The 16687-nt window shown below is 69.1% G+C and carries 15 protein-coding genes and 1 pseudogene; 9 read left to right on the top strand and 7 right to left on the bottom strand.

Translation table 11 applies throughout. From position 1 onward, the window contains the following. Window positions 1–19: 19 nt before the first annotated feature. Window positions 20–475: a Fur family transcriptional regulator gene (locus JGR78_RS15185; RefSeq protein ID WP_182791061.1), complete on the bottom strand. Its 456-nt coding sequence runs from the start codon at window positions 473–475 to the stop codon at window positions 20–22. Window positions 476–552: 77 nt separating this feature from the next. On the opposite strand from JGR78_RS15185, the gene JGR78_RS15180 reads away from it, so the two are divergent. Beyond that, window positions 553–1467, top strand: coding sequence for a zinc ABC transporter substrate-binding protein (locus JGR78_RS15180; protein WP_182805284.1), 915 nt, complete (start codon window positions 553–555; stop codon window positions 1465–1467). Here the strand turns inward: JGR78_RS15180 and ptsP are convergent. Both ptsP and JGR78_RS15170 read right to left on the bottom strand, forming a co-directional pair. Then, window positions 1464–3701, bottom strand: a complete 2238-nt coding sequence (gene ptsP, locus JGR78_RS15175) for a phosphoenolpyruvate--protein phosphotransferase (RefSeq protein WP_182805281.1) — start codon at window positions 3699–3701, stop codon at window positions 1464–1466. The genes JGR78_RS15180 and ptsP overlap by 4 nt on opposite strands. Window positions 3702–3755: 54 nt before the next feature. After that, complete coding sequence (locus JGR78_RS15170; protein ID WP_182791114.1) at window positions 3756–5012, bottom strand: aspartate kinase; 1257 nt, start codon at window positions 5010–5012, stop codon at window positions 3756–3758. Window positions 5013–5371: 359 nt separating this feature from the next. Between JGR78_RS15170 and JGR78_RS15165 the strand changes: the two genes are divergently transcribed. Then, window positions 5372–8113 (top strand): Hint domain-containing protein, encoded by a 2742-nt coding sequence (locus JGR78_RS15165; protein WP_200559360.1) that lies wholly within the window; start codon window positions 5372–5374, stop codon window positions 8111–8113. Window positions 8114–8177: 64 nt separating this feature from the next. Here JGR78_RS15165 and JGR78_RS15160 read toward each other — a convergent pair whose 3' ends face one another. From JGR78_RS15160 to JGR78_RS15145, 4 genes and pseudogenes are all read right to left on the bottom strand, one after another. Continuing rightward, window positions 8178–8600, bottom strand: a complete 423-nt coding sequence (locus tag JGR78_RS15160) for a DUF1178 family protein (RefSeq protein ID WP_182805277.1) — start codon at window positions 8598–8600, stop codon at window positions 8178–8180. 59 nt (window positions 8601–8659) lie between these two features. Further along, window positions 8660–9865 (bottom strand): 3-deoxy-D-manno-octulosonic acid transferase, encoded by a 1206-nt coding sequence (locus JGR78_RS15155; RefSeq protein ID WP_182805275.1) that lies wholly within the window; start codon window positions 9863–9865, stop codon window positions 8660–8662. Window positions 9866–9923: 58 nt separating this feature from the next. After that, window positions 9924–10427, bottom strand: a complete 504-nt coding sequence (locus JGR78_RS15150; RefSeq protein ID WP_234450776.1) for an ABC transporter ATP-binding protein — start codon at window positions 10425–10427, stop codon at window positions 9924–9926. Between the two features lie 238 nt (window positions 10428–10665). After that, a pseudogene (locus JGR78_RS15145) lies at window positions 10666–10971 on the bottom strand (iron chelate uptake ABC transporter family permease subunit); the annotation flags it as partial. Window positions 10972–11035: 64 nt separating this feature from the next. Here JGR78_RS15145 and JGR78_RS15140 point away from each other — a divergent pair. The 7 genes from JGR78_RS15140 to JGR78_RS15110 all read left to right on the top strand — a co-directional run bounded on the left by JGR78_RS15140 (window position 11036) and on the right by JGR78_RS15110 (window position 16683). Beyond that, complete coding sequence (locus tag JGR78_RS15140; RefSeq protein ID WP_182805273.1) at window positions 11036–11326, top strand: cytochrome b; 291 nt, start codon at window positions 11036–11038, stop codon at window positions 11324–11326. Window positions 11327–11565: 239 nt separating this feature from the next. Beyond that, a complete protein-coding gene (locus JGR78_RS15135) occupies window positions 11566–12477 on the top strand; it encodes a VOC family protein (protein WP_200559358.1) in 912 nt (303 codons plus the stop codon). A 50-nt stretch (window positions 12478–12527) separates the two neighbouring features. After that, window positions 12528–12899, top strand: coding sequence for a winged helix-turn-helix domain-containing protein (locus JGR78_RS15130; RefSeq protein ID WP_182805271.1), 372 nt, complete (start codon window positions 12528–12530; stop codon window positions 12897–12899). A gap of 60 nt (window positions 12900–12959) precedes the next feature. Continuing rightward, window positions 12960–13715: a molybdate ABC transporter substrate-binding protein gene (gene modA, locus JGR78_RS15125; RefSeq protein ID WP_182805269.1), complete on the top strand. Its 756-nt coding sequence runs from the start codon at window positions 12960–12962 to the stop codon at window positions 13713–13715. A gap of 1 nt (window position 13716) precedes the next feature. After that, entirely contained in the window at window positions 13717–14415 is a 699-nt protein-coding gene (gene modB / locus JGR78_RS15120) for a molybdate ABC transporter permease subunit (protein WP_182805267.1), read from the top strand. After that, the gene (gene modC, locus JGR78_RS15115) at window positions 14373–15506 is read left to right on the top strand and encodes a molybdenum ABC transporter ATP-binding protein (protein WP_234450775.1); all 1134 of its coding nucleotides are present in this window, start codon (window positions 14373–14375) and stop codon (window positions 15504–15506) included. Before modB ends, modC begins: the two co-directional genes overlap by 43 nt. Before the next feature lie 91 nt (window positions 15507–15597). Continuing rightward, the gene (locus JGR78_RS15110) at window positions 15598–16683 is read left to right on the top strand and encodes an NAD(P)-binding domain-containing protein (RefSeq protein WP_182791071.1); all 1086 of its coding nucleotides are present in this window, start codon (window positions 15598–15600) and stop codon (window positions 16681–16683) included. The last annotated feature ends 4 nt before the right edge of the window (window positions 16684–16687 follow it).

The raw sequence follows: 16687 nt of genomic DNA, 5'->3' as shown, positions 1-16687 counted from the left end.
ACAAGGGGTTCGCCGCCGGTCACGCGGCGGTCCGGCAGTCGGCGCAAAGCCCCTCGGCCTCGCGCACGGCGGTTTCGATGGCGAAGCCCGCGCCTTCGGCCGCGCTTTCAAGCTGGCCCTGCGCGGGTTCGGCCGAGGCTTCGATCACCCGATGGCACTGGCGGCAGATCAGGAAGGCGGGGACATGGCCCTCTCCGCCTTTCGTGCAGGCGACAAAGGCGTTCAGCGTCTCGATCCGGTGGACGAAGCCCGCGCGGCGCAGGAAGTCCAGCGCGCGATAGGCGACCGGCGGCTGACTGCCCAAGCCTTCGGCCCGCAGGCGGTCGAGGATTTCGTAGGCGCCCAGCGCCCGGTGCCCTTCCAGCAGGATCTCCAGCACGCGGCGGCGCACCGGGGTCATTTGCAGGCCTTCCTCGGCACAGGCGGAATCGACATGGGCCATCGCCCTGGCAATGCAGCGGTCATGGTCATGCATGGCGCCCCTCGCGATTATTGACGGCAGAAACGTTATACTATAACTCGCCGGAATGTTCCAGACCGGAGTGGAAGATAATGCCACGATCCCTGCTGTTCGCGGCGCTGACCGCCGTCCTCGCCCTTCCGGCCGGGGCCGAGCCGCCGAAGGTCGTGGCCGACATCGCCGCCGTCCATTCGCTGGTGTCGCAGGTGATGGAAGGGGTGGGCCAGCCCGACCTGCTGATCCCGCCCGGCGGCTCGCCCCATTTTTACGCGCTGAAGCCCTCGGATGCGAAAAAGCTGCGCGAGGCCGATGTTATCATCAAGATCGGGCCGCAGCTTTCGCCCTGGATGGACCGGCCCCTGACCTCGCTGGCCGGATCGGCCCAGCGGCTGCGGCTGCTGGAACAGCCCGAAACGATCACCCTGCCCATGCGGACCGGCGCCACCTTCGAGCCGCATGACCATGGCGAGGAGGACCATGACCATGCGACGGGCGGCCCCCTCGATTCCCATGCCTGGCTCGACCCCGAGAACGGCAAGATCTGGCTGGGGGTAATCGCCAGGGCGCTGGCCGGCATCAACCCGGAAAACGCAGCTCGCTACCACGCCAATGCCGCGGCGGGCGTCGCGCAGATCGAGGCGGCGGTCGAGGATACGCGTACCATCGTCGCCCCCCTGCAGGACCTGCGCTTTATCGTCTTCCACGACGCCTACCAGTATTTCGAACACCGCTTCGGCCTGACGGCGGTGGGCGCCATCGCGCTCAGCGATGCCTCGCCCCCCGGTCCCGCCCGCATCGCCGAGCTGCGCGACCGGGTGGCCGATCTGGGCGTCACCTGCGCCCTGACCGAGCCGCAGTTCGACCCCGATCTCATGGGAACGGTGTTCCGCGGGCGCGGCGTGAAGACCGCTGTCGTGGACCCGGCCGGGGACTCGATTCCGCTCGGGTCCGGGATGTATCCCGAACTGATCCGCTCGGTCGGAAAGGCGCTGGCCGCCTGCCGCTAGGTGAGACCCAGGAATCGGGCAACGACCGGACGCAGGGTCACGGTGCCTGCCGCGCGCTCGGTGTCGATCAGGGCCTTCAGCGCGGCCAGGTCGGTGCGGCGCAGCAGCGCCTTGACCGGCCCGATGGAGGCCGGGCGCATCGACAGGACCCGCAATCCCAGCGCGGCCAGGGTAGCGGCCTCGGCCGGCCGGCCGGCATCCTCGCCGCAGAAGCTCAGTGGCACGTCGGTGGCGGCGCAGCGGTTCACGATCATCTCGATCAGATCCAGGAAAGGGGCCGACAGCGTGTCATAGCGCTTGCGGACCCGCTCGTTTTCCCGGTCGGCGGCGAAGAAGAACTGCTTGAGGTCGTTGCCACCGATCGAGATGAAATCGCAGGCGCGGAAGAACGCCTCGGGCGCGAAGGCAAGCGACGGGGTTTCCAGCATGGCCCCCACCCTCACGCCGGTCGGCGGCGCGTGGCCCATCGCGGCCTCGCGTTCCATCTGCGCCATCAGCATGGCGCGGGCCTCGTAGAATTCGTCGCAATCGGCGACGAAGGGGAACATCACATGCAGCTCGCGCCCCTCGGCCGCGCGGATCAGCGCCTGCAACTGCATCTGCAGCACGCCGCGCTTTTCCAGCCCCACCCGGATCGCGCGCCAGCCCATCGCCGGATTCGGCTCATCGATGCGTTTCATGTAGGGCAGCACCTTGTCCGACCCGATGTCGAGCGTGCGGAAGATCACCGGCTTGCTGCGGGCGTTGTCCATGACGCGCAGGTACAGCGCCGCCAGTTCGCTGCGGCGGGGAACCCGGCTGCGGATCAGGAACTGCAGTTCGGTGCGGAAAAGCCCCACCCCCTCGGCGCCCGAGCCTTCAAGGCTGGGCAGGTCCGCCATCAGCCCCGCGTTCATCATCAGCTTGACCGTCGTGCCGCACAGCGCCTGCGCGGGCAGGTCGCGCAAGCCCGCATAGCTTTTCTGCGCCTCGGTCTGCATCGCGATCTTGTCGCGGAAGGCGGCGGCGACGGTTTCCTCAGGTCGCAGATGGACAAGGCCGGTGTCCCCATCGACCAGGATCGGGTCGCCGTTCAGCGCGTCCGAGGTGATGCGCGCGGCGTGGATCACCAGCGGGATCGCCAGCGCGCGGGCCACGATCACGGCATGACTGCCGACCGAGCCTTCCTCGAGCACGACACCGCGCAGGCTGCGGCCGTATTCCAGCAACTCGGCCGGGCCGATGTTGCGGGCGACGAGGATCGGGTCCGCGGGCATCGGGATCCCGGTGTTGCGGCCCTGCCCCGTCAGGATCCGCAGCAGCCTGTTCGACAGGTCGTCAAGATCGTGCAGCCGGTCGCGCAGGTAAGGGTCGCCCGTGCTTTCCAGCTTGGCGCGGGCGTGGGACTGTTCCTTTTCCACCGCCGCCTCGGCGGAAAGGCCAAGGTCGATGTCCTCCTCCATCCGCCTCAGCCAACTGCGCGAGCGGGCGAACATCCGGTAGGCTTCCAGCACCCCCTCGCCGTCGCCGCTGACCAGATCGGCGCTGTCGACCATGTCGTCCACGGTCTGGCGCAGCATGGCCACGGCCTCGGTCAGCCGGGCGCGTTCCTTTTCGGGGTCGTCGCCGACGGGATTGGTGATGACGACGCGCGGTTCGTGCAGCCAGACATGCCCCTCGGCCGAGCCCTCCTGCCCGGTGGACCCGCGGAAGACGAGCGGCAGGCGATGGGCCGAAAGCTGCGCGCCGTTGCCCAGGAAGGCGCCCAGTTCCGCCATCTCGGCCAGAACCATCGCCACGACTTCCAGCCCGTAGATCTCGTCGTCGGAATATTCGCGCGCCTCGCGCGACTGGACGACCAGCACCCCCAGCTTTTCGCCCACGCGCTGGATCGGCACACCCAGGAACGAGGGGAAGACCTCCTCTCCCGTCTCGGGCATGTAGCGAAAGCCGGGCTCGGCGGGCGCGTTGGCCGTGTTGATCGGCCGCCCCGTGCGGGCGACCCGGCCCACCAGTCCCTCGTTCAGCCGCAGGCGGGTCTGGTGGACGGCCTGCCGCCGCAACCCTTCGGTCGCGCAGAGTTCAAGGGTGTCGGGATCGCAGAACAGGTAGATCGAGCACACCTGCGTCCGCATCGAATCGGCTATGTGATGCGTGATGCTGTCCAGCCGCGCCTGCCCGTCGCCGGGGGCGGCCAGCGTGTCGCGCAGCCGCCTGAGCAGCTTGCGCGATTCGCTTTCCGTCCGCTCGGGCATGGGTGGCGCGTTCCTTTCCGCGATCACGAGCGGGCCGTGACCGACGCGCGTCAATCAGGCTTTTTCCAGCTCAAAGGCATCATGCAGTGCCTGAACCGCCAGTTCCATATACTTGCGGTCGATCAGCACCGAAATCTTGATCTCGCTGGTTGAGATGACCTTGATGTTGATGTTCTCGTCGGCAAGTGCCCGGAACATGCGCGCGGCAACGCCCGCGTGGGACCGCATCCCGATGCCCACGACCGAGACCTTGGCCACTTCGGTATCGACGGCCAGGTCGTCATAGGCGATCTTGCCGTTTTCGCGAGCCTGTTCCATCGCCTTGCGGGCGCGTTCGACCTGGTTGACCGGCACCGAAAAGGTCATGTCCGTCACGGCGCCCGGATGATCCTCGTAGTCGCGTTCGGAAATGTTCTGGACGATCATGTCCACGTTGACCCCCGCTTCGGCCAAGGGCTCGAAGATGGCGGCCGAGATGCCGGGGCGGTCCTCGACCGTGACCAGCGTGATCTTGGCCTCGTCGCGCGAGTAGGCAATGCCGGAAACGACCCTGGATTCCATGATTTCATCCTCAGCACAGACCAGCGTGCCGCTGGTTTCGTCGGTTTCGTCAAAGGACGACAGCACCCGCAGGCGCACGTTGAAACGCATCGCCAGCTCGACCGAGCGCGTCTGCAGCACCTTGGCGCCCAGCGAGGCCAGTTCCAGCATCTCCTCGAAGGCGATGCGGTCCAGCTTGCGGGCCTTGTCGCTGATGCGCGGATCGGTCGTATAGACGCCGTCCACGTCGGTGTAGATGTCGCAGCGTTCCGCCCCGAAGGCGGCGGCGAAGGCCACGGCCGTGGTGTCGGACCCGCCGCGCCCCAGCGTGGTGATCCGCCCGTCCGGCCCGATCCCCTGGAAGCCCGCGACCACGGCGACCTTCATCCCTTCGGCGAATTTCTGATCGACGTTCTCGCGCGGGATCGACAGGAACCGCGCCGCCCCGTGCTGGGCGGTGGTGTTGATCGGCACCTGCCAGCCCTGCCAGCTTCGCGCGGGCACGCCCATTTCCTGCAGCCGCAGCGCCATCAGCCCCGCCGTCACGTTCTCTCCGCTCGCGACCACGGCGTCGTATTCCCGCGCATCGTAAAGCCGCGAGGTGCCCTCGACCCAGCCCACGAGTTCGTTGGTCTTGCCCGACATGGCGCTGACGATGACGATGACGTCGTAGCCGCGTTCGACCTCGCGCTGCACCTTTCGGGCGGCATTCGCGATGCGGTCGAGGTCGGCCACCGAGGTGCCGCCGAATTTCATCACCAGAAGCGGCATCCAGACAAGCCCCCCAGTCGCAGGTTTCGGACGGCAGGCTCTTAGGGCCGCGCCCGCGCAAGGGCAAGTGCGGCATCCTTGCAACTGGATGGCAGGGCGATGTTTTTCCGGGTTTTCGCGTTAACCGTGTAATGTTAGGGTATACGCACTTTAAACGGGTATCTTGCCCGACGATTCGGCCGCCTCGGCGGGCTGCAGTCTGAAAGTTCGCTTGATCCGGCCCCCAGGGCGGAATCGCATTCATTCAGCCTCATTGGTCGTCGGCTTTGCTTCCCGTGCGAAGCCGTATCTCGCGCTTCGAACAGGCGCACAGGCCGGTCCTGCCGGTGATGACCTTGATTTGAAAACGGAGCATGATCATGCCCACCGGCTACCGCGTCAACCTCAATACCGGGACGCTCAGCGACAATACGCTCTGGTATGGAGACGCCGTCGCAACGACGCCCACGGACTTTGCGGATGCCATTCCCCGCATCGGCGCAGGCAGCATCCTGGCGGCCGGCCGCGAAACCGCAAGCGGAGAGACGTTCCCCTCACGTCCGATCGCCGGCACCTTCTATGCCTCTGGCAACGACGTCTTCTTCGTGCCCGCTTCCTCGGGCCTGACGATCGACACGGCGACCGTTCATATCTCGCCGATCTACACCACCAATGCGCCGATAACCGGCTCCAACACTAACCTCTTAACCGAGACGCTCAACGGCACCACCAGCCCCAATACGATCAATGGACTTGGGGGTCCCGACGTTCTGAGAGGCGGTGGCGACGCTGGCACGATCACCAACCCGAATCCGCCCGGCGCGGGTGGCGCCACGGACACCGACGTCCTCAATGGTGGCGCGGGCAACGACACCCTGTACGGCCAGGGCGGCTGGGACCGCCTGATCGGCGGGACCGGCAACGATGTGCTGGACGGCGGCATGGGACTGGACATCGCGGATTATTCCGCGGGCGCGACCGGCGGCGCGACCATCATCATGTCTGCCAACTCGTTCACCGTCAGCGTGCCGGGCCTAGGGACGGATACCCTTTCGGGCATCGATGGCATCATCGGCACCGCTTTCGGCGACAACATCACCGGGACCAATGGCGACGGCGTCGATGCAGACGGGTCAACCTATGCGAACTATATCGACGGTGCCGGCGGGAATGACACCATCAACGGCCTGACCGGGTCGGATTACCTTTTCGGCGGCAGCGGCGACGATTCCATCATCGGCGGGTTGTGGGACGGGGATCCCGGCATCACGCTCAGCACGGGCCGTGGCAGTGGCGAGGGTGGCACCATCGATGATCGCATCTCGGGCGGCATCGGAAACGACACCATCTATGGTGACGACATCGCGGGAACCGACACCCTCGGCGGCAATGATCTGATCGACGCCGGCGACGGGGAAGACAGCATCGTTGCCGGCTTCGGGAACGATACGGTCTATGCCGGTGCTGGCAACGACACCGTCATCGGCGGGCTGGGCGCCGACACCCTCTACGGCAATGCCGGAAACGACACGATCTACGGCGATGATACGGCAGGAGCCGACTCGCTCGGCGGTGCGGACAACATCTTCGCAGGCGATGGCAACGACTCGGTCATTGCCGGGGCGGGCAACGATACCGTCACCGGCGGGCTGGGCGCCGACACCCTCTACGGCAATGCCGGCGACGACACGATCTACGGCGATGATACGGCAGGAGCCGACTCGCTCGGCGGTGCGGACAGCATCTTCGCAGGCGATGGCAACGACTCGGTCATTGCCGGCGCAGGCAACGATACCGTCACCGGCGGCCGGGGCGCCGACATCATCTACGGCAATGCCGGCGACGACACGATCTACGGCGACGACATCAACGGCACCGACAGCCTCGGCGGCGCGGACCGCCTGTTCGGCGGCGACGGCAACGATTCGATCCTCGGCGGCTTCGGCGACGACTCGCTGGAAGGAGGCGCCGGCAACGACATCCTGCAGGGTGGCGCCGGCCGCGACACGCTTCTGGGCGGCGAGGGCGCTGATCTGCTCGAGGGCGGGGACGGAAATGACTCGCTGGTTGGCGGCGCGGGCGCGGACCGCCTGTTCGGCGGCGCAGGCGACGATGTGCTTGAAGGCGGGGATGGCAACGATACGCTGGATGGCGGCACAGGCAACAACATGCTGACCGGGGGTGCCGGCAGTGACGTGTTCGTCGTCCGCACGGGAGACGTGATCACCGACTTCACGGTCGATAGCCTCACCGGAGACAACGATCAGGTCGACCTCGGCAGCTATTACAACGATGCCAACCTTGCGATCCTTAACGCCTCGCGCGCGGCGCAGGGGCTTGCAACCTACCAGAACGCGCTTGGCTGGTTGCATGCGGACCAGGCTGACGACGGGGTGTTGAACAGCATCACGACCGCAAACGGCTTCCAGCAGGCGTTTACGCTGAGCATTCGCAATAATAACACGGCGGTGGCGGGCGACAGCCTCACGAATGACAGCGTAGCAGTTCTCTGCTTCGGCGCCGACGCGCTGATCGACACGCCCGAGGGCCGGGTTCCCGCAGGCGACCTTCAGGTCGGGATGCTGGTCACGACAAGGGACGCAGGCCCCCAGCCGATCCGCTGGATCGGGCACCGCCACCTGACCGAGGCCGAGCTTGAGGCCGCGCCGAACCTGCGCCCGATCCGCATCAGGGCGGGCGCGCTGGGACGCGGCACGCCCCGGGCCGACCTGGTGGTGTCGCCGCAGCACCGGGTGCTGGTCCGCTCGAAGCTGGCGCAGCGTCTGTTCGGCGCACCCGAGGTTCTGGTCGCGGCCAAGCAGTTGCTGCTGGTCGACGGCATCGACGTGGCCGAGGATCTGGCGGGCGTCGATTACGTCCACTTCCTGTTCGACGACCATCAGGTGGTCTGGTCGAACGGCGCCGAAACGGAATCGCTGCATCCGGGGCGCAACGCGCTGAACATGGCGGGCGAGGCCGGGCGCGACGAGATCTTCGCGATCTTCCCCGAACTGCGGGACGAAAGCGTCAGCTATCCCGCCGCCCGCACGATGGCGTCGGGCCGCATGGGGCGCAAGCTGGCGATGCGGCACGTCCAGAACAACAAGCCGCTGGTGTCCTGAAGGACATCGGAAGGGCATCAGAAAGACCGGCTTTCCGTCGGTCTTTTCCATTTCCGCAGGCGTCTCAGCTCAGCTTGCGGGTGACGCGGAAGGGCAGCGGCGCGACCGGCACGCCGTCTTCCAGCAGCTTGCGCGCCTCATCCGGCCGCGCCTCTCCGTGGATCAGGCGGTGCGGGATCTCGCCGTCATGCATCTGCCGCGCGGTTGCCGCGAAGCTCTCGCCGACATAGTCGGAGTTTTCCTCGACATGCCGGCGCAGCATCGTCATCGCCGCCTCGAGCGCCGAGCCGGGCTGGTCGAGCGGCCGCGCCCCCGTCTCGTCGCGCGAGGGCACCGCCGGGGCCATCGGCGCCTTTTCGACGGCGGCGCTGCCGCAGATGGAACAGTTCACCTGCCCTTCCGCGTTCAGCCTGTCAAAGCCCGCGGCCGAGCGGAACCAGCCGTCGAAATCGTGCCCCTTGTCGCAGCGCAGTGCATAACGGATCATGCGGTTCAACCCTCCAGGGCGTTGAATATAGGCATTCCCCGAGGGCGGCGGAAGGCGGATCAGGCGGGCGGTGCCAGCGCCAGCAGCCGGGCGACAAGGTCTGCCGGATCGGGCGCGGCGGCGTCCAGCGCCCGCCGCGCCGCCTGTCCCATCGCATGGCGACGCGGGGGATCGGACAGGATCGCGGCCAGTTCGCCCCCCAGCGTATCCGCCCGGACCTGCCGCGCTGCCCCCTGCGCGCCCAGCAGCGCATAATCGGCGCTGAAATTCGCGACATGCGGCCCGTGCAGCAGCGCGCAGCGCCAGGCGGCGGGTTCCCACGGGGTATGGCCGCCGCGGTCGGACAGGGAACCGCCGGTCAGGCAGGTGCCCGCCGCCCTGTAGGCTTCGGCCATGACGCCCAGCCGGTCGACCAGCAGGACCGGCGGCTCGCCCGCCTCGGCGATGCCGCGGTCGCCAAGGCGGGCGACCTCGAAGCCCTGCGCGGCGATCAGCCCCGCGACCTCTTCGGCCCGGCGCGGGTGGCGGGGGGCGAGGATCAGCCGCAGCCCCGGAAAGCGCGCCAGCAGGCTCGCATGGGCGGCAAGGATCGGCGCTTCCTCGCCCTCGTGGGTCGAGGCGGCGAGCCAGACGCGATCCCGCCCGGGTGCGTCCTGGGGCGGCCGGATCGCGGCGGGGCCGAGCAGCTTGAGGTTCAGCCGTGGCGCGATTGCCCCTTCCGGCAGGCCAAGCGCGCGCAGCCGCACCTCGGTCCCCTTGTCCTGCGCCGACAGCAGATCCAGCCCCTCCAGCACCGGGCCGATGAGACCGCGCGCCCTGCCCCAGCGCCGGGCCGAGCGTTCCGACATCCGTGCCCCGATCATCGCCTGCGCGATGCCCCGGCGGCGCGCGAATGCGGCGCGGTTGGGCCAAATCTCGTTCTCGACCGTCAGCATCAGCGCGGGCCGGGCGGCGTCGAGGAAGCGGGCGACGGCCCCCGGCACGTCCAACGGCGCCAGCCGCGCGGGCAAGCCCCAGCCCTGCGCCACCGCCCGGCCGGTTTCCGTATTCGCCGTCACAAGCAGCGGGCGTTCGGCGGCCAGCGCCTCGATCACCGCACGGGCCGAGTTCAGTTCGCCGACACTCGCGCCATGGACCCAGATGCCGCCCTCGACCGGGAGGGGAAGGGCGTCCAGCACCAGCCGCTCGCGCAAGGCCACGCCCGCCAGCGGAACCGCAGCGCGCAGCGCCGCTCCGACAAGGGTGGCGGCGGCGCGGTAGATCATGGAGGACACCTCATGGAACGGGCACAGGACAACCGGCCGCGCGCGGAATGTAAACCGCTCAGGCGCTCTCGCCGTCGATCAGCACCATGAGACGGCCGCGAGAGCAACGCTCGACCCGCGCCTCGACACCATGGACATCGGCCAGCATCTTCGGCGTGACGACCTCGGCTGGGGTGCCGAAGCTGTGAAGCCGGCCCCGGTGCAGCACGGCGATGCGGTCGGCCCATTGCGCGGCAAGGGCAAGGTCGTGCAGCACCACCCCTCCCTCGGCGGCAACGCGGCGCACCTCGGTCACCAGGCGGACCTGCCGGTCCATGTCCAAGGCGCTGGTCGGCTCGTCCAGCAGCAAGAGCGCGGGGTCACGGACCAGCGCCCGCGCCAGCCCCGCCATCTGCCGCTGCCCGCCCGACAGCCGATCCAGCGCCAGGTCGCCGATGCCGAGCCGGTCCAGCACCGCAATCGCCGCCCGGTCGGCGCCCGTCCCCTCGCTGCTGGCCGAGCGCGTGGCGATCACGGTTTCCAGGACCGACAGCGCCGCCCCCGAGGGCAGCGTTTGCGGCATGAAGCCCAAGGTCTGCGCCCGGTCCACAGCGGACAGCGCCGAAAGGTCGCGGCCCCGAACATCACCCGGCCGCGCACCGGCAGAAACCCGGCAATCCCCTTCAGCAGCGAGGATTTGCCGGCCGCGTCCGGTCCCGTCAGCACCACGATCTCGCCGGGCATCAGGGGCGGCAGGTCCGGCCCCTCGAGGACGCGGCGACGGCCGTAGGAAACGGTCAGTTCCTCGATCCGCAGGCCGCTCACCGCCTGTATCCCCGCAGGATCAGCGAGACGAAGATCGGCAGCCCGATCAGCGAGGTCACAAGCCCTACAGGCAGCAGCACTCCCGGCACGACAGTCTTGGACACCAGCGAGGCCAGCGACATTATGACTGCCCCCGCCAGCAGGCTGCCGGGCAGGAAGAAGCGGGGATCCTCACCCAGCAGCATCCGGGCGATATGCGGCCCCGCAAGGCCCACGAAGCCGATCACGCCCACCATCGACACAGCCGAAACCGCTAGCAGGCTGACCCGCAGCCGCGACCAGCGCTTCAGGCGCGCCACGCCGAAGCTGCGCGCCTGCCCGAACGACCGCCCCGCCCATGGCCATCATTCCTGAGGCCGCGCGGCCTTGCTGAACCATGCGGTGCTGTATGCCGTGATGCTGGCTGTGCCCACGATCACCCTGATCCGCACTTATGGCAGCAACCGGGACTTCGCGCCCTTCGGCTTCACGATCTTCGCGGCGCAGGAGCCGCCGATCGGCTGGATGGTCAACCCGGGCGGCCTGCTGCATGGCGAACCGGGCTGGCTGCTGTCGATCCTGATCGCGGGGCACATCGTCATGGCAGGCGCCCACGAATCCATATGGCGCGACGGCACGCTGGCCCGGATGCGGGGGTGCAGGCGCGCGGCGAACTGACGGACCTGCCGCGTCCCGGCCCCTTCGACCGGCAGGCCGGGACCATGCGCTTTCGGACCCTGCCCATGCCCGGCATCCGAACCGATGCGTCCTGCGGAAAAGCCATGCCTCGCCTCGTCCCTGCCCGCGCCATCTCAGGCGCCGCAATGGCTGCCTGAAGGAACGGTCGCCATTCCTTCCCGATGGGGCAAGTTCTCCTTCCCGGCGGGGCGGTTATCAGGGCCGCGGCAAGGCTCCATATGAAGTTCAACCGGATGATGGAGATCACCATGCGCCAAGCAAAGCCCCATGCCGCCCCGCAAGGGGAGCCCGCCCGCGCGGGCATCACATCAGGAGGATCGCCCCTGCGGATCGGAACGGTCGCCCTGACCGTGCGCGACCTGGACCGGGTCAGCCGCTTCTACCAGGACATCATCGGCCTGCGGCTGATCGAAGCGGACGCCCGGGGCCACCGGCTGGGCGCGGGCGACCGGGTGCTGCTGGACCTGCGCCACGATCCCCGGGCGCAGTTGTCCGACCGCCACCAGGCCGGGCTGTTCCACACCGCCTTCCTTCTGCCCGACCGCGCCGCGCTGGCCGACTGGCTGATCCATGCCGCGGGCCAACGTGCGGCCCTGGACGGCGCTTCGGACCACCTGGTCAGCGAGGCGCTGTATCTGACCGACCCCGAAGGCAACGGCATCGAAATCTACCGGGACCGCGACAGCGCCGACTGGACGATCGTGCCGGACGGCACCGTGGCGATGGCGACTTTGCGGCTGGATCTGGACGACCTGGCGGCGGCCGGAACCGGCAAACCCTTTGCCGGGATGCCGGGCGGCACCATCGTCGGCCATGTCCACCTGCAGGTCGGCGATCTTGACCCGGCCGAGGCCTTTTACGCCGGCGCGCTGGGGTTCGAGGTCATGACCCGCTACAACGGGGCGAACTTCTTCGGCTCGGACGGCTACCATCACCACATCGGCACCAACATCTGGAACAGCCGCGGCGCGGGGCCACGCCCTGAAGGCAACACGGGGCTGGCCGAGGTCGAGCTGCTGGCGACGCCCGGCGTTGCGGCCGGGATCGCCTCGCGGCTGGGCGAGGCCGACAGCGGAGAGATCGCCGCCCGCGACCCTTGGGGCACACGGCTGACCATCCGCACGGTCTGACTTTCCGGCGCGCTCTTGTCCCCCTCCCCGCGATGCGGGAACCTTGGGGCATGAGCGCGCCGCGACTGCACCCCGAGTTCTTCATCCGCCTGTTCCTGGGCGAAAACGCCATGCTCGGCCCAGGCAAGGCGGCGCTGCTGGAAGGGATCGCGCGCACCGGCTCGATTTCCGCCGCGGGGCGCGAGCTTGGGATGAGCTACAAGCGCGCCTGGATGCTGGTCGAGGCGCTGAACGGGATGTTCCGCGAGCCCTTGGTGGAAAGCGCGCGCGGCGGCGCGGGCGGCGGCGGCGCCAGCCTGACCGACACCGGGCGGCAGGTGCTGGCGCTTTACCGCGGGATCGAGGCGGCGGCGGCCGGGGCCAGTGCCGACCGCCTGTCGGCACTGCGCGGGCTTCTGCCCGATAGCTCCGCGCAGAAATAACGGTTGAGCCTTGGCGCGGCTTGGTTATGTTCACCCGGACATAACCCATGGAGCCGCCCCATGCCCCGCCTGCCCGTTGCCCTCGCTGCCGCCCTCCTTCTGCCCCTGTCTGCCGCCGCCGCCGAGGTCGTGGTCTTCGCCGCCGCCTCGATGAAGACGGCGCTCGACCCCATCGCCGAGGCGTTCCAGCAGGCGACCGGCGACACCGTGACGATCAGCTATGCGGGGTCGAACGCGCTGGCCCAGCAGATCCTGCAGGGGGCGCCGGCGGATATCTTCATCTCGGCCTCGACCCAGTGGATGGACGAGGTGGAACGGGCGGGCGATGTCGCCGAGGGCACCCGCACCGACCTGCTGGGCAACCGCCTGGTGCTGGTCGCCCATGACGAAGCCGCGCCGCAACTGACGCCCGCGCGGGGCTTCGATCTGGTGGGCGCGCTGGACGGCGGCAAGCTGGCGATGGCGCTGGTCGATGCGGTGCCCGCCGGGCAATACGGGAAAGAGGCGCTGACGACGCTCGGCGTCTGGGATCAGGTGGAACCCCATGTCGCGCAGGCCGACAACGTCCGCGCCGCGCTGACGCTGGTGGCGACCGGGGAGGCGCCGATGGGCATCGTCTATGCCACGGATGCGGCGGCCGAGCCGAACGTCCATGTCACCGGCACCTTCCCCAAGGACAGCCATGCGCCCATCACCTATCCTGCCGCGCTGCTGGAAAACGCCTCCGACGAGGCCGACCGCGCCTTCTTCGACGCGCTGGGCGCGCCCGAGGCCGATGCGGTGTTCCAGCAACAGGGCTTCACGCTGCTGAACTGACTTGGCCGACTGGCTGACCCCCGCCGAATGGGACGCGCTGCGGCTGTCGCTGCGCGTGTCCTTCTGGGCGACGCTGGCGAGCCTGCCGCTCGGCCTGCTGACCGCCCATGCGCTGGCCCGCTGGCGCTTTCCGGGGCATGGGCTGCTGAACGGGCTGGTGCACCTGCCGCTGGTCATGCCGCCGGTCGTCACCGGCTACCTGCTGCTTCTGACCTTCGGGCGGCGGGGCTGGATCGGCCAGTGGCTCGACCAGTGGTTCGGGATCGTCTTCGCCTTCCGCTGGACCGGCGCGGTGCTGGCTGCGGCGATCATGGCCTTTCCGCTGATGGTCCGGGCGATCCGGCTGTCGATCGAGGCCGTGGACCCCAAGCTGGAACAGGCGGCGGGATCGCTGGGGGCGTCCGGGCCATGGGTCTGGGCCACCGTCACCCTGCCCCTGATCCTGCCCGGCGTGATCGCGGGGGCGGTGCTGGCCTTCGCCAAGGCGATGGGAGAGTTCGGGGCTACGATCACCTTCGTGTCCAACATCCCCGGCCAGACGCAGACCCTGCCCTCGGCCATCTACACCTTCCTGCAGGTGCCGGGGGGAGAATCCGCCGCTGCCCGGCTGGTCGTCATTTCCATCGTCGTGGCGATGGCGGCGCTGGTCGCGTCGGAATGGCTCGCCCGCCGGGCCATGCGGCGGGTGCAGGGGCGATGAGCGTCTCGGTCGCGCTGCGCCATCGCTTCGAGGGGTTCTCGCTGGATGTAAGTTTTGACGCGCCACACGGCGTGACGGTGCTGTTCGGCCACTCCGGTTCCGGCAAATCCACGGTGCTGAACGCGGTGGCGGGGCTGCTGCGGCCTGATGAGGGCCGCGTAACGGTGGACGGCACGGTGCTGACCGACAGCGCTCGCCGCATCCACCTGCCTCCGCACCGCCGCCGCCTGGGCGTGATCTTTCAGGACGGCCGGCTGTTCCCGCACCTGACCGTGCGGCAGAACCTGCGCTATGGCCGCTGGTTCGCGCCCCGCAGCTCGCGCCGGACCTCGGAAGCGGCCGTTGTGGAAATGCTGGGCATCGGCGCGCTTCTCGACCGTACGCCCGCGACGCTTTCGGGGGGCGAGCGCCAGCGCGTCGCCATCGGCCGCGCGCTGCTGGCCGATCCGCGCCTGATCCTTGCCGACGAGCCGCTGTCGGCGCTGGACGACGACCGCAAGGCCGAGATCATGCCCTATCTGGAACGCCTGCGCGACGAATGGCGCGTCCCGATGCTCTATGTCAGCCATTCCCCCGCCGAGGTCGCCCGCATCGCTACTACCGTGGTGATGCTGGACCGGGGCCGCATCCTCCGCATGGGCCCCGCGGCCGAAGTGCTGGCCGACCCTGCCGCCGCCGGGCCTGGACGAGAGGCCGGTGCGGTGATCGAGGCCATCGTCACCACACATCACCTGGACGGTGTGACGGAACTGCGCGCCGGAGGACTGCCGCTGTTCCTGCCTACCCTTGCGGCGGCGCCGGGCACGCGGCTGCGGCTGCGGATCGCGGCGGCGGACGTGATGCTGGCGCGCGGCCGCCCCGACGGGCTCTCGGCTCTGAACATCCTGCCCGGCACGGTTGAATCCGTGACCGAGCGTGAAGGTTCCGTGCTGGTCCGCCTTGCGACGGCCGCAGGACCGATCCTGTCGCGCGTCACCCGAAGGTCCGTCGTGCAACTCGGCATCGCGCCGGGCGAGTTCCTGACAGCCATCGTCAAATCCGTCGCCCATGACGCGTCTCACATGGGACGCGCCCGCAAGGAGGATGCGTAAACCCCGGCGGATCGCGCCGGGGCAGCAAGCCGTTGCCATGGGGCAAGCGGAACGGGATGATGCCGCAACCCCTATGCCGCGAAAGGTCCCCATGACCCCGAAAGTCACGATCAAGGTCGATATCGCGGTGATCGGCGCCGGTCAGGCCGGGCTGTCCTCGGCGTATCACCTCGCGCGGCTGGGGCTGCGGCCCTGGCGCGGCTTCGCCGTCCTGGACCGCAACGCCGGGTCGGGGGGCGCCTGGCAGCATCGCTGGCCCTCGCTGACGCTGAGCACGGCGAACGCGATCCACGACCTGCCCGGCATGGCGATGTCCGAGGCCGTCGAGACCGGCGACGGAAAGGTCCGCGCCGCCGAGGCCGTGCCGCGCTATCACGCTGCCTATGCCCGCCGCTTCGCCCTGCCGATCCTGCGCCCCGTTGCCGTCCGCGCCGTCCGCCCGCATGGCGAGCGGCTGCGGGTGGACACCGACCGCGACAGCTTCTCGGTGCGCGGGATCATCAACGCGACGGGAACATGGGACACGCCGAACATGCCGCGCTATCCGGGGGCGGAACGCTTCCGGGGGCGGCAGATGCACTCGCGCGATTATCGCCGCCCGCAGGATTTCGCGGGCCGGCATGTGGTCATCGTGGGCGCAGGGATCTCGGCGCTGCAGCATCTCGACGAGATCTCGCAGGTGACGACGACCACCTGGGTCAGCCGCCGCAGGCCGCAGTTCAGCGAGCGTCCGTTTACGGCGGAGGACGGCCGCGCCGCCGTCGCCCGCGTCGAGGAGCAGGTGCGGCGGGGGCTGAAACCCGGCTCGGTGGTGTCGGTGACGGGGCTGCCGTGGACCTCTGCGCTGCGGGCGGCCCGACAGCGGGGCGCGCTGGAATGGCGCCCGATGTTTTCCGAGATCACCGAGACCGGCGTCCGCTGGCCCGACGGGACCGAGCAGCGGGCCGACGTGATCCTGTGGGCGACGGGGTTCCAGCACACGCTCGACCACCTCGCGCCGCTGGGGCTGGAGGAGGACAGCGGCGGCATCGCGATGACCGGGCGACTGGCCACGCAGGTTGCCCGCGATCCGCGCATCCACCTTGTCGGCTACGGACCGTCCGCCTCGACCATCGGGGCCAACCGCGCGGGCGGGGCAGCCGCGCGGGAACTGGCGTCACATCTGGGGATGGCCTGAAGCT

The sequence above is a fragment of the Paracoccus sp. MC1862 genome, from assembly GCF_016617715.1.
In the GTDB taxonomy this organism is placed as follows: domain Bacteria; phylum Pseudomonadota; class Alphaproteobacteria; order Rhodobacterales; family Rhodobacteraceae; genus Paracoccus.
This window is presented reverse-complemented; position numbering and strand designations above follow the sequence as displayed.

Coding starts and splice junctions, on each gene's coding strand:
- JGR78_RS15185 (WP_182791061.1), bottom strand. CDS start 475: ATGCATGACCATGACCGCTGCATTGCCAGGGCGATGGCCCATGTCGAT.
- JGR78_RS15180 (WP_182805284.1), top strand. CDS start 553: ATGCCACGATCCCTGCTGTTCGCGGCGCTGACCGCCGTCCTCGCCCTT.
- ptsP (WP_182805281.1), bottom strand. CDS start 3,701: ATGCCCGAGCGGACGGAAAGCGAATCGCGCAAGCTGCTCAGGCGGCTG.
- JGR78_RS15170 (WP_182791114.1), bottom strand. CDS start 5,012: ATGCCGCTTCTGGTGATGAAATTCGGCGGCACCTCGGTGGCCGACCTC.
- JGR78_RS15165 (WP_200559360.1), top strand. CDS start 5,372: ATGCCCACCGGCTACCGCGTCAACCTCAATACCGGGACGCTCAGCGAC.
- JGR78_RS15160 (WP_182805277.1), bottom strand. CDS start 8,600: ATGATCCGTTATGCACTGCGCTGCGACAAGGGGCACGATTTCGACGGC.
- JGR78_RS15155 (WP_182805275.1), bottom strand. CDS start 9,865: ATGATCTACCGCGCCGCCGCCACCCTTGTCGGAGCGGCGCTGCGCGCT.
- JGR78_RS15150 (WP_234450776.1), bottom strand. CDS start 10,427: ATGCCGCAAACGCTGCCCTCGGGGGCGGCGCTGTCGGTCCTGGAAACC.
- JGR78_RS15135 (WP_200559358.1), top strand. CDS start 11,566: ATGAAGTTCAACCGGATGATGGAGATCACCATGCGCCAAGCAAAGCCC.
- JGR78_RS15130 (WP_182805271.1), top strand. CDS start 12,528: ATGAGCGCGCCGCGACTGCACCCCGAGTTCTTCATCCGCCTGTTCCTG.
- modA (WP_182805269.1), top strand. CDS start 12,960: ATGCCCCGCCTGCCCGTTGCCCTCGCTGCCGCCCTCCTTCTGCCCCTG.
- modC (WP_234450775.1), top strand. CDS start 14,373: ATGGCTCGCCCGCCGGGCCATGCGGCGGGTGCAGGGGCGATGAGCGTC.
- JGR78_RS15110 (WP_182791071.1), top strand. CDS start 15,598: ATGACCCCGAAAGTCACGATCAAGGTCGATATCGCGGTGATCGGCGCC.